Annotated in this window: 7 protein-coding genes and 1 tRNA gene; 4 read left to right on the forward strand and 4 right to left on the reverse strand. The window is 70.1% G+C overall.

The annotated features are described in order from the left end of the window. Window positions 1–56: 56 nt before the first annotated feature. Both rph and rdgB read left to right on the forward strand, forming a co-directional pair. The gene (gene rph, locus QE449_RS06860; RefSeq protein ID WP_027505493.1) at window positions 57–809 is read left to right on the forward strand and encodes a ribonuclease PH; all 753 of its coding nucleotides are present in this window, start codon (window positions 57–59) and stop codon (window positions 807–809) included. After that, the gene (gene rdgB / locus QE449_RS06865) at window positions 802–1413 is read left to right on the forward strand and encodes an RdgB/HAM1 family non-canonical purine NTP pyrophosphatase (protein WP_307108515.1); all 612 of its coding nucleotides are present in this window, start codon (window positions 802–804) and stop codon (window positions 1411–1413) included. The genes rph and rdgB overlap by 8 nt, the downstream gene beginning before the upstream one ends. Here the strand turns inward: rdgB and QE449_RS06870 are convergent. From QE449_RS06870 to QE449_RS06885, 4 genes are all read right to left on the reverse strand, one after another. Further along, the gene (locus tag QE449_RS06870; RefSeq protein WP_373428373.1) at window positions 1403–1717 is read right to left on the reverse strand and encodes a DUF3817 domain-containing protein; all 315 of its coding nucleotides are present in this window, start codon (window positions 1715–1717) and stop codon (window positions 1403–1405) included. The genes rdgB and QE449_RS06870 overlap by 11 nt on opposite strands. 59 nt (window positions 1718–1776) lie before the next feature. Further along, window positions 1777–2190 carry a hypothetical protein gene (locus QE449_RS06875; RefSeq protein ID WP_027505496.1) on the reverse strand — a complete coding sequence of 138 codons (414 nt, stop codon included), beginning with the start codon at window positions 2188–2190 and terminating at the stop codon, window positions 1777–1779. A 70-nt stretch (window positions 2191–2260) separates the two neighbouring features. Then, window positions 2261–2345 (reverse strand) — tRNA-Leu (locus QE449_RS06880). 12 nt (window positions 2346–2357) lie between these two features. Then, window positions 2358–2897 carry a hypothetical protein gene (locus QE449_RS06885; protein ID WP_307108517.1) on the reverse strand — a complete coding sequence of 180 codons (540 nt, stop codon included), beginning with the start codon at window positions 2895–2897 and terminating at the stop codon, window positions 2358–2360. A gap of 596 nt (window positions 2898–3493) precedes the next feature. On the opposite strand from QE449_RS06885, the gene QE449_RS06890 reads away from it, so the two are divergent. Both QE449_RS06890 and QE449_RS06895 read left to right on the forward strand, forming a co-directional pair. Beyond that, window positions 3494–12694, forward strand: coding sequence for a polyketide synthase (locus QE449_RS06890; RefSeq protein ID WP_307108518.1), 9201 nt, complete (start codon window positions 3494–3496; stop codon window positions 12692–12694). After that, the gene (locus QE449_RS06895; RefSeq protein ID WP_027505498.1) at window positions 12691–13083 is read left to right on the forward strand and encodes a holo-ACP synthase; all 393 of its coding nucleotides are present in this window, start codon (window positions 12691–12693) and stop codon (window positions 13081–13083) included. Before QE449_RS06890 ends, QE449_RS06895 begins: the two co-directional genes overlap by 4 nt. Window positions 13084–13092 lie beyond the last annotated feature (9 nt).

Consider the following 13092-nt stretch of genomic DNA (forward strand, 5'->3'; position numbering starts at 1 on the left):
CGGGGCGCGGCAGTCCGTCCCCGGGCCGTGTCGGCGACCCGACTAGGGTGGCAGGCGTGTCCACACGTGAAGACGGCAGAGCAGACGACGAACTCCGCACCATCACCATCACCCGCGGTTTCACCTCGCACCCGGCAGGATCGGTGCTGGTCGAGTTCGGCAACACCCGGGTGATGTGCACCGCCAGCGTGGAGGAGGGGGTGCCGCGGTGGCGCAAGGGATCCGGGCTCGGCTGGCTCACCGCCGAGTACGCCATGCTTCCCGGCGCGACGCACACCCGCAACAGCCGCGAATCGGTGAAGGGCAAGGTCAGCGGACGCACGTCCGAGATCAGCCGACTCATCGGGCGCTCGCTGCGGGCCTGCATCGATCTCGCCGCTCTCGGTGAGAACACCATCGCCCTCGACTGCGACGTGCTGCAGGCCGACGGCGGGACGCGCACCGCGGCGATCACGGGTGCCTTCGTGGCACTGTCCGATGCAGTCACCTATCTCGCGGCTCACGGCAAGCTCGCCGATCCGCAGCCCATCTCCTGCGCCATCGCTGCCGTGTCGGTCGGCGTGGTGGACGGCCGCGTCCGGTTGGACCTGCCGTACGAGGAGGACTCCCGCGCCGAGGTGGACATGAACGTCGTGGCCACCGACACCGGAACACTCGTCGAGATCCAGGGCACCGGCGAGGGCGCGACCTTCCCGCGGTCCACCCTCGACGCCATGCTCGACAATGCCCTCGCCGGCTGCGAGCGCATCTTCGCGATCCAGAAGGAGGCTCTCGCGGCCCCTTACCCCGGTGAGCTGCCCGGTGCCTGACGTACGGCTCCTCGTCGCCAGCCGCAACGCGAAGAAGCTCGCCGAACTGCGGCGGGTGCTCGATGCCGCGCAGGTCGGCGGCGTGGAACTGGTGGGGCTCGACGAGGTCGCCGAGTACCCGGAGACTCCCGAGACCGGGGCGACCTTCGAGGAGAACGCTCTGATCAAGGCTCGGGACGGCGCTGCCGCGACCGGGATGCCTTGTGTGGCAGATGATTCGGGGATCGCGATCGACGCACTGAACGATATGCCCGGAGTGCTGTCGGCGCGATGGTCGGGGCAGCACGGCCAGGACGAGGCGAACACCGCGCTGGTGCTGGCGCAACTGGCCGACGTGCCGGACGAGCGGCGCGGTGCGGCGTTCGTCTCCGCCTGCGCGCTGGTGCTGCCGGACGGACGTGAGCACGTGGTCCGCGGCGAGTGGCGGGGGAGTGTGTCGAGAACCCGTGCCGGAAGCGGTGGATTCGGTTACGACCCGATCTTCGTTCCGGACGGTGCCGGGCAGTCCGCTGCCGAGATGACGCCTGCGGAGAAGGACGCGTCGTCCCATCGCGGCGTCGCGCTGCGCCGGTTGCTCCCGGAGATCACCGCGCTCACGCAGTAGGTCGGACGGTGAAGTCCCGCTTCACCTGCTGGGTGCGGCGGTGCTCGATGACGAACGACAGGAACGGCACGGTGCCGGCGAGGAGCGTGCCGATGGTGCGGCCGACGGGCCAGCGCACCTTCACGGCGAGGTCGAGCGTGACGATCAGGTACGCGAAGTAGACCCAGCCGTGCACGATCGCGATCCACCCGGGCAGGTTCTCGACGCCGAAGACGTACTTGGCCACCATCTCCGCGGTCAGCACCAGCAGCCATACGCCGGTGGCGTAGGCGAGAACGCGATAGCGCAGAAGCGCGGGCTCGATCCGCCGGTCGGTCGGCCGACCCCCGGTGCTTCGAGCGGCGGGACGAGGTTCTGCGGTGCTCACGAAGTGCTCCTGTCGTTCTCGCGGCCGGCGTCCAACTCCGCGAGATAGCTGTTGTACTCCCGCAGTTGACGAGTCTCCTCGTCGTCGGCAGTGTCGTCGGGCAGGCGGGTCGTCCGAGCTGTCGGGCGCTGCGGGAGGAGATCGGTGGGGATCTCGGTGATCACCGTGGACTCCACCGGTTCGTCCACGGTGTCCTCGAGTTGGACGAACCGTCGGTAGGCGAACACGACGAAGGCGGCGAAAAGGGGCCACTGGAAGGCGTAGCCGAGATTCTGACCCGTGCCGGACGACGATTCGAATCGTTCCCACTGCCAGTACCCGAGCGCCAGGCATCCGCAGGCGGCGACGATGACCAGCACGATGAGCGCTGGGCGGCGCGTCCTGGGGGTGGTGTCCCGGCTCTGATCCACACCACGACGGTACCGGACCGCGCACGGTCAACGACACCGCGTCGTAGGGGTCGTGGTGGGACTCACCTGCTGGTGCGCGAGGGGGGACTTGAACCCCCACGTCCGTCGGACACCACATCCTAAGTGTGGCGCGTCTGCCATTCCGCCACTCGCGCGTGCAGGTGAGTCTAGACGACCTCGGCCGGCACCTCGCGGGTCCGCGGCCTGCGGACGAGCGAACGCTGGTAGCGCCACACCGCGTGCCGCAGCGTCGCGCGGTCGGTGTCGAGGTCACCTGCGACCGCGTCCAGGACGGCACTCCGGTCCTCGACTCCGTCGACGGTCACGGCGAGTGTCACTCGCAGGAAGTCGTCGACCCCGGCGTCGCTCAGCGGTGACGCGACGCCGAGGGCGCCGAGAAAGCACTCCCATGACAGCTCGCCGACACCTGCGACGGAGACGAACGCGTCGTGTTGCGTCTCGGACCCGTCCACGTCCGTCGCCCTGGTCACCCCGACTGCGAGCAGTGCGGCGGCGACGGCCCGCGCGGCGTCGGCCTTGGTCGAGTGATTCCCCGGAACCCGCTGCCGGTTGGCCACGACGTCGGCATCGAGCGTGGTGAGAGCGCGGAGATCGTCCACCGCGCCGCATCGCGAGCGCCGCCACGCGGCGATCACCCGGCGCACTCCCGTGGTGGGACCGCCGTACGTCGCTCTCGACGAGAACACGGCGTCGAGGAGAGCGGCCTCGACGTCCCCCGGCCCACCCCGGAAACCAGAACGGCCAGGTCTCCCGTGGAATCACCGCGTCGACGGCGGTAGCGGTGGCAGTCTGCGTCGAACGGTCGAGGATCGCTGCGATGGTGTCGGTCATGTGAGTCCCCCCGGTCTCGGTGCACGACGTGTGCGATCAGGAAGATAGACGGACGGTCCGACAGGAACCGCCCGTCCGCTCGTATAACGAATTGGTAACGATGAACACGAGGAATCCCTCAGGTTCCTCGCCCGCGGAAACCGCCCTGGTCTGCAGCGATCGACCCTACTTTCGGGTCAGTTGAGCCGCCGTTCCTGGCCACGATCACGACGTACCCGCGGGTAGCACTAGGACGTCAAACAGAACGTGAGGAATTCCTCATGATTCCGTGTCATCCTTGAGCCCACGAGATGCGAGTGGTCCGTCGATGACGACTGCCCACCGTCTCGGGCTCCCGGAGTCTCGTGTCGCCGGTGGCCCAGCAACGTCGAACAACTCAGCCACGTCGAACGAGCCCAGCGTCAGAAGTACCCAGCACCTCGCGATCCGAGGTAGGAGAGGACACGCACGCGTGACCATCAACGAGAGCACTCCCCCCAACCGCCAGCGCTCCACCGATCGGGCGGAGTCGCTCGCGGAGCGGTTCGTCGCGGGTGAGCCGTACGCGTTCGCCTTCGGTGGCCAGGGTGCGCCCTGGTTGCCCACTCTCGACGAGCTGACCCGGGACTGTGCACTCGAGCCGCAGATCACCGATCTCGTCAACACCGCGGCCGACATCCTCGCGCCCGTGTCGCAGGAGCTCCTGGTCGTGCGGCCCCTCGGCTTCGATCCCATCGCCTGGATGCTGGAGCAGGAGCTCGCCGACGATCCGTCGGCCGGGCCGTCCACCGCGGCCCTCGCCTCCGCGGCCGTCTCCGTCCCCGGCGTCCTCCTCACCCAGATCGCCGCACTGCGCGCGCTGTCGGTGCAGGGACTGGACTGGACCGCCACTCCGCCCTCCGCCGTCATCGGCCACTCGCAGGGTGTCCTCGCCGAGGCGGCAGTCGCCGATCTGGGACGCAGTGACGCCGAACTGCTGGCCGTCGCGCAGCTCATCGGTGCCGCAGCCGGTCTCGTCGGCCGCCGCCGTGCCCTCATCGGCTCGGGCGAGCGGGCTCCCATGATCGCCGTCTCCGCCGTCGACCCCGTCCGTCTGCAGGCCATCGTCGACGAGGTCGCGGGCGACGACGCCACGACGTCCGCCGTCGTCGCCATCCGCAACGGTCGCCGCCGCGTCGTCCTCAGCGGTCCGTACACCAAGCTCGTCCGCGTGCAGCAGCGCTGCGAGGAGATCTCGGCCACCGAGACCCGCGAGCGTGACGCCAAGAAGCGTGGCGGCGCGATCTTCGCTCCCGTCTTCGAACCCCTCGACATCGAGGTCGGCTTCCACCACCCGCAGATGGGTGAGGCCGTCGACGTCGTCGGCCAGTGGGCCGAGCGCTGTGGCGTCGACGTCTCCCGTGCCCGCGCACTCGCGCAGGCCATCCTGGTCGATCCCGTCGACTGGGTCGCCGCGACCGAGTCCGTGGTCACCGCCGGCGCCTCGTGGATCCTCGACCTCGGTCCCGGTGACGCCCTCACCCGCCTGACCGCATCGAACATCAGTGGCCACGGCGTGGGCGTCGTCGCCGCGTCGACCCGCACCGGGCACCGCAACCTTCTCACTCCCGGCGCCGCACCCGAGGTGGACCGGCCGTGGAGCGACTTCGCCCCGTCCGTGGTCACCCTCCCGAACGGGTACACCGCCGTCGAGACGTCCTTCACCAAGCTGACGGGTCGGTCGCCGATCCTGCTCGCGGGCATGACCCCGACCACCGTCGACCCGAAGATCGTCGCCGCCGCGACCAACGCCGGCCACTGGGCCGAGCTCGCCGGTGGCGGACAGGTCACCGAGGAGATCTTCGCCGGCCACGTCGCCGAGCTGCAGGAGCTCCTCGAGCCGGGCCGGTCCGTGCAGTTCAACTCGCTCTTCCTCGACCCCTACCTGTGGAAGCTGCAGCTCGGCGGCAAGCGCCTCGTGCAGAAGGCCCGCACGGCGGGTGCGCCGTTCGACGGCGTCGTCGTCACCGCGGGCATCCCCGAGCTCGACGAGGCCGTCGCGCTCATCGAGGAGCTGACCGAGGTCGGCATCAGCCACGTCTGCTTCAAGCCGGGCACGGTGGCGCAGATCCGCGCCGTGATCCGCATCGCCAACGAGGTTCCGGACTACCCGGTCATCGTCCACATCGAAGGTGGCCGCGCCGGTGGCCACCATTCGTGGGAGGACCTCGACGACCTGCTGGTAGCCACCTACGCGGAGCTGCGGTCGCACGACAACATCGTCATCTGCGTCGGCGGCGGCATCGGAACTCCCGAGCGCGCAGCCGACTACCTCACCGGACGCTGGTCGGAGGCCGCCGGCTTCCCGGCCATGCCGCTCGACGGCATCCTCGTCGGCACCGCCGCGATGGCCACGCTCGAGGCGACAACGTCCCCCGAGGTCAAGCAGCTCCTCGTCGACACCCCCGGAACGCCCGACTGGGTCGGTGCCGGCACCGCGATCGGTGGCATGGCCTCCGGCCGCAGCCAGCTCGGCGCGGACATCCACGAGATCGACAACGCCGCCTCGCGGACCGGTCGTCTGCTCGACGAGGTCGCCGGCGACGACGAAGCCGTGGCCGCCCGCCGCGACGAGATCATCGCCGCTCTCGACGCCACCGCGAAGCCGTACTTCGGCGACGTCGCGTCCATGACGTACCTGCGCTGGCTCGAGCGTTACCTCGAGCTCGCCGTCGGGCACGACATCGACACCGACACTCCGTGGCTCGACGTCACGTGGCGCGTCCGCTTCCGCGACATGCTCCAGCGCGCCGAGGCCCGCCTGCACCCCGTCGACCGTGGCCCCGTTCCCACCCTCTTCGCCGAGGACGACATCCTCGATCGCCCCGCCGATGCCCTGCGGGCACTCGTCGCGGCCTACCCCGACGCCTCGACGGTCGAGCTGCACCCGGCCGACGTGCCGTTCTTCATCTCGCTGTGCCGCATCCCCGGCAAGCCGGTCAACTTCGTTCCCGTCGTGGACAAGGACGTCCGCCGCTGGTGGCGCAGTGACTCGCTGTGGCAGGCCCACGACGCGCGGTACTCGGCAGACCAGGTCTGCGTCATCCCCGGCACCGTGGCAGTCGCCGGCATCGACCGGCTGAACGAGCCGGTCGGCGATCTGCTGAACCGCTTCGAGAAGGCCACCGCGGATCGCCTGCTCGGCTCCGGCGCGGACTCCGTCGCCGTCGCCACCCGCCGTCATCCCGACATCGCGGGCGGTCTCGTGGGCATGGTGCTCGCCGCTCCGGACATCACCTGGGCATCGCGCCTCGCGCCCAACCCCGTTCGTCGACTCGGTGCACTGTCCGAGTGGGACGTCGTGTCCGACGAGGCCGCCACCCACGCCCGTACCGGCGCCACGCTGACCGTCGCCGGCTCGGACCAGGTGCTCCTCTCGGTCCCGCTCTCGCCCGGCAAGAGCGTCGACATCCGCATCACCGTCCCCGCCTCGGCGGTCGACGGCGGAGCGCCGCTCGTCACCGACGCGGACGCCGAGTCGTCGATGTCCGCACTGCTCGGAGTCGCTGCGGGACAGGAACTCCCGACGGTCAAGGGCGGCGCTGCTCGCCTCAACATCGCCTGGTCGCCCGACCTCGTCGCCGACCATGCGGGTGTCACCGGCTCCGGCCTCCCCGCGGACTACGGCGTCGGCCACTCGGCCGTGCCCGACGTCCTCGTCGGAGCGTGCTGGCCCGCCGTGTTCGCCGTGCTCGGCTCGGCGCGTACCGCCGACGCCGGCTCCGTCATCGAGGGCATGCTCGACCTGGTGCACCTCGACCACCGCATCGATCTCATGGGCACGCTCCCGGACCACCACAGCATCCTGGTGGTGAAGGCGCAGTCGGGCGAGGTCGTCGACACCGATCTCGGCCGCGTGGTCGAGGTCTCCGTCGAGATCGGCGCCATGCTGGGCGAGGGCCTCGACGCTCCCGTCGTCGCCACCCTCGTCGAGCGGTTCGCCATCCGTGGCCGCACCGGCACCGGCACGCTGTCGGATCCGCCGCGCGCCGGCGGGTCGGTCACCGACGCGCTGGTCGAGACCCCGCGCCGCCGTCGCCGCGACACCACCATCACGGCTCCGCGTCACATGGGTGCGTTCGCTCAGGTCTCCGGCGACCACAACCCGATCCACACCTCGGACGCCGCAGCACGTCTCGCCGGTCTCGGCGATCCCATCGTGCACGGCATGTGGCTCTCGGCTGCCGCGCAGCAGGTGGTCACCGCCGTCGATCCGGCCGCGACGACTCCGCCGCGTCGCCTCACGGCGTGGACCACGCGCTTCCTCGGCATGGTGCGTCCCGGCGCCTCGATCGACGTCCGCGTCGATCGCGTCGGCTACGAGGCCGGTTCCGAGATCGTCGAGGTCTCCTGCAAGGTCGACGGCGACATGGTCATGATGGCCACCGGCCGCATCGCCGCACCGAAGACGGTCTACGCGTTCCCGGGCCAGGGCATCCAGCAGCCCGGCATGGGACTCGACGCACGGGCTCGCTCGAAGGCCGCCCGTGAGATCTGGGAGCGAGCGGACAAGCACACCCGCGCTGCCCTGGGCTTCTCCATTCTCGCTGTCGTGCGGGACAACCCGACCGAACTGCGGGCCAGGGGAGTGACCCACCGTCATCCCGACGGCGTCCTGCACCTGACCCAGTTCACCCAGGTCGCGATGGCCGTGCTCGGTGTCGCCCAGGTGGCCGAGCTCCGCGAGTCCGGCGCGTTCGTCGAGGACTCGTTCCTCGCCGGCCACTCCGTCGGTGAGTACAACGCTCTCGCCGCCGTCGCCGGGGTCTTGCCGCTCGAGGCCGTCCTCGAAGTGGTCTTCCAGCGCGGCTCCGCCATGCACCAGCTGGTCCCGCGTGATGCGAAGGGCCGCAGCCAGTACCGCATGGCCGCTATCCGTCCGTCCCAGGTCGGCCTCGCCGACGACGACGTCATCGGATTCGTCGAGTCCATCGGTGAGCGCACCGGCGAGTTCCTGCAGGTGGTCAACCTCAACCTGCGCGGCTCCCAGTACGCCATCGCCGGCACCGTCGCGGGTCTCGAGGAGCTCGAGCGCGAGATCGACCGTCGCCGTGCCGAGTTCGGCGGCAAGCGGGCCTTCATCCTGGTCCCCGGCATCGACGTCCCGTTCCACTCCACCGTTCTGCGCGGCGGTGTGGACGACTTCCGGGCTCGTCTCCTCGAGCTGCTCCCGGAGACGATCGACCCGTCGATCCTCGTCGGCCGCTACATCCCCAACCTGGTTCCGCGTCTGTTCACGCTCGATCGTGACTTCGTGCAGGAGATCGCCGACCTGGTGCCGTCCGAGCCGCTGGCCGACGTCCTGAGTCGGTGGGACGACTGGGCCGCCCGCCCGGCCGATCTGTGCCGCGTGATCCTGACCGAGCTGCTGGCATGGCAGTTCGCCAGCCCGGTCCGGTGGATCGAGACGCAGGACCTGCTGTTCGCCGACGAGTCGGACGGCGGACTGGGCATCGAGCGTTTCGTCGAGGTGGGTCTGGGATCCGTTCCCACGGTGGCCAACCTCGCGACCAACACGCTCAAGCTTCCCGGTCGCATCGGCCACCCCGTCGAGGTGCTCAACATCGAGCGCGACGCGGCCGTCGTCTTCTCCACGGACACCGACCCGGAGATGGTGGACGAGCCCGAGTCCGAGACTCCCGCTGCCGATCCGGCGGCTGCCCCGGCAGCCGTCGCCGCCCCGGTCGCTGCTCCCGCGGCCCCGGCCGGTGGACCGCGTCCCGACGACATCGCGTTCACGGCGTCGGACGCCACGACCGTGCTGATCGCCCTGTGGACCAAGCTCCGCATCGATCAGATCGGCCCCGCCGACACCATCGAGGCACTGTGCGACGGCGTCTCGTCCCGGCGTAACCAGCTGCTCGTCGATCTCGGTTCCGAGCTGTCGCTCGGCGCGATCGACGGCGCGGCCGACGCCGACATGGGTGCCCTCGCCGGCACCGTCAACAAGCTGGCACGTACCTACCGTCCGTTCGGGCCGGTGCTCAGCGACTCGGTGAACGATCACCTGCGCAAGGTGTTCGGACCGTCGGGACGTCGCCCCGGCTCCATCGCGGAGCGCGTCGCCAAGGTGTGGCAGCTCGGTGACGGGTGGGCCCACCACGTCACCGCCGAGGTCGCCCTCGGCACCAGGGACGGCGCATCGATCCGCGGCGGCGACCTCGGTGGTCTCGCGGACGGTGCCGTCGCCGACGGTGCCGCGGTCGACGCGGTCATCGACGCAGCCGTGACTGCGGTCGGTCAGCGACGCGGCATCCAGGTGTCCATGCCCTCCAGTGGGGGCAGCGGCGGCGGTGGCACCGTCGACGCGGCCGCCCTGGGTGAGTTCACCGAGAACATCACCGGGCGCAGCGGAGTGCTGGCCTCGGCGGCCCGCTTGGTCCTCGAGCAGCTCGGATTCGCCGAGAACCTCACCCTGCCCGAGGCGGACGCGAGCGAGGCCGAGCTGGTCGACCTGGTGTCCACCGAGCTCGGCACCGACTGGCCGCGTCTGGTCGCTCCGTCGTTCGACGCCCGCAAGGCGGTGCTGATCGACGACCGCTGGGCCAGTGCGCGTGAGGATCTCGCCCGGCTGTGGCTGGGGGACGAGAAGGCGCAGGCACTCGCTGTCGACACCTTCGCCGGAACCGGCACGGCGGTCGCGTCCCAGGCGAGCTGGTGGCAGCAGAAGGCCGACGCCCAGGGGCGCGGCGACCTGGCGGCCACCTACGGCGCCATCGCGTCGGCTGCGGCGCAGTCGACCGAGGCGTCCACCCGCTGGACCGGCCAGGTCGCGGTCGTCACCGGCGCCAGCAAGAACTCGATCGCCGCTGCGGTGACCGGGGAACTGCTCGCCGGCGGTGCGACCGTCTTCCTCACCACCTCGCGTCTCGACGAGAGCCGAGTCGGGTTCTACCGTGAGCTCTACCGCACGAATGCCACTGCGGGAGCAGCCCTCTGGGTGGTCCCGGCGAACATGGCCTCGTACGCCGACGTCGATGCCCTGATCGAGTGGATCGGCAGCGACCAGATCGATTCGGCCGGTGGCGCGAAGAAGCTGGTCAAGCCCGCCGTCACCCCGACGATGCTGTTCCCCTTCGCGGCACCGCGGGTCGCCGGCGAGCTGTCCGACGCCGGTGCCCGCGCCGAGATGGAGATGCGCGTCCTGCTCTGGTCGGTCGAGCGTCTCATCGGTGGTCTGTCGAAGATCGGTCACGACCGCGACGTCGACACCCGTCTGCACGTGACACTTCCCGGTTCGCCGAACCGTGGACTGTTCGGTGGCGACGGTGCCTACGGCGAGTCCAAGGCAGCGCTCGACGCCGTGGTGAACCGCTGGAAGGCGGAGCGCACCTGGGCCGAGCGAGTCACGTTGGTGCACGCCCGTATCGGTTGGGTCCGCGGCACCGGCCTCATGGGTCACAACGACCCGGTGGCCAACGCTGCCGAGGCAGCCGGTGTGCGCACCTGGTCCACGGCGGAGATGGCCGAGCAGCTGCTCGCCACCTGCGACGAGGAGTCCCGGACCGCCGCCGCGCAGGCACCGCTCGAGGTCGATCTCACCGGCGGCCTCGCCGAGGCGGGCCTCGATCTGGCCGCACTCGCCAAGCAGGCGGCCGACGAGGCCGTCGCGGACGACGCCGTCGCCGAGGCACTCGCCACCGTCGACGCGCTTCCCGCGCCGCCGCGGCTCGACGAGCAGCCCGCAGCACCCGCGTGGACCGCTCTGGACATCGAGCCGTCCGAGATGGTCGTCATCGTCGGAACGGGCGAGCTCGGGCCGTACGGCAGCGCACGCACCCGCTTCGAGATGGAGGTCGACGAGAAGCTCTCGGCGGCAGGCGTTCTCGAACTCGCGTGGAACACCGGCCTGGTGGTCTGGGAGAACGATCCCAAGCCGGGGTGGTACGACGCCGAGTCGGGCGATCTGGTGCCCGAGGCGGAGATCGCCGACCGGTACCACGACACGGTCGTCGAACGCTGCGGTATCCGGCAGTACGAGGACGACGGCGCGATGGTGAACAACACCGCGCCGCTGCTCACCTCGGTGTTCCTGGACAACGATCTGACGTTCGTCGTCGGCAGCGAGGCGGAGGCACGCGCCTTCGTCGGTGCCGATCCCGAGCGGACGGTCGTGAACCAGAACGCGGAGGGTGACTGGCAGGTCACGCGCAAGGCGGGCACCGAGATCCGCGTACCGCGTCAGATGAAGCTGACGCGCACGGTCGGTGGTCAGATCCCCACGGGATTCGACGCCACCAAGTGGGGCATCTCGCCGGACATGGCGAGCTCCATCGACCGGGTCGCGCTGTGGAACATCGTCTGCACGGTCGACGCGTTCATCACCAGCGGCTTCACCCCGTCCGAGCTCATGCGCTGGACGCACCCCTCGCTGGTCGCCAATACGCAGGGCACCGGTATGGGCGGCATGGAGTCGATGCGCTCGCTGTACATCGACACCCTGCTGGGCGACGCTCGTGCGAACGACATCCTGCAGGAAGCACTGCCGAACGTCGTTGCGGCGCACGTGGTGCAGTCGTACGTCGGGTCGTACGGCGCGATGATCCACCCGGTCGCGGCCTGCGCCACGGCGGCGGTCTCGGTCGAGGAGGGCGTGGACAAGATCCGGCTCGGCAAGGCGACGTTCGTCGTGGCCGGCGGGTTCGACGACCTCAGCACCGAGGGCATCATCGGCTTCGGCGACATGTCGGCGACGGCGGAGGCCTCGGCGATGCACGCCAAGGGCATCTCGGATCGCCGGTTCTCCCGAGCCAACGACCGTCGACGCGGCGGCTTCGTCGAGTCGCACGGCGGCGGAACGATTCTGCTGGCTCGCGGTGACCTCGCTCTGGAGATGGGCCTGCCCGTCCTCGGTGTCGTCGGGTGGGCGCAGTCCTTCGGTGACGGCGTGCACACGTCGATCCCGGCTCCCGGTCTCGGCGCCCTCGGCGCTGCCCGCGGCGGTCAGGACTCGGCGATGGCGTTGTCGCTCAGCGCACTCGGCGTCTCCGCGGACGACATCGCGATCGTCTCCAAGCACGACACGTCGACCAACGCGAACGATCCCAACGAAGCGGAGATGCACACGCGTCTGGCCCGAGCACTGAGCCGCACGGAGGGCAACCCCCTCTTCGTGGTCTCGCAGAAGTCGCTGACCGGACACAGCAAGGGCGGCGCTGCCGCCTTCCAGCTGATCGGTCTCTGCCAGGTGCTGGCCGAGGGCGTCGTGCCGCCGAACCGCAGTCTCGACTGCGTCGACGACACGATGACCGAGTTCGAGAACCTGGTCTGGGTACGCGAACCGCTGCGCTTCGGGGAGCGGCTGCCGTTCAAGGCCGGTCTGCTGACCAGCCTCGGTTTCGGCCATGTGTCCGGCATCATCGCCGTGGTGCACCCGCAGGCGTTCCTCGAGGCGGTTCCGGCCGCGCAGCGCGAGGAGTACACGGCGAAGGCGCAGGCACGTGTGGTGGCCGGCAAGCGGCGGCTGATGGAGGCGATGTGCGGCGGATCCTCGCTGTACGAGCGTCCGGAGGATCGCCGACTGGGCCACGACGGCACGTCGAGCGATGCGAAGCACGAGCTCGAGATCGATCTGCTGCTGAGCGAAGATTCTCGCCTCGGCGCGGACGACGTCTACCGTACGGTGGCCGAGTGAGCATCCTGGGAGTCGGTCTGGATCTGGTGTCGGTCTCGGAGTTCGCCGAGCAGATGGAGAAGGTCGGGACCACCATGGTCCGCGACAGCTTCACTGCCGGCGAGCGCCGCCACGCCGCCACGCGCAGTGCGGATCCCGCGCGGCACTACGCCGCGCGGTGGGCCGCGAAGGAAGCGGTGCTGAAGGCTTGGGCCGCATCACGTTTCGCTCGTGCGCCCCAGATCGGCGACAACCCGTACCCGCTGATCGAGGTCGTCAACGACGCGTGGGGACGTCCGTCGATCAAGCTGCACGGCATGGCCGCGGAGTTCCTGCCGACGGTCAAGATCCACCTGTCGCTGACCCACGACGGCGACATGGCGGGAGCGGTGGCGATCCTCGAGGAGTGATCGTCAGAC

This window comes from Rhodococcus sp. SORGH_AS_0303, from assembly GCF_030819335.1.
Classification (GTDB): domain Bacteria; phylum Actinomycetota; class Actinomycetes; order Mycobacteriales; family Mycobacteriaceae; genus Rhodococcoides.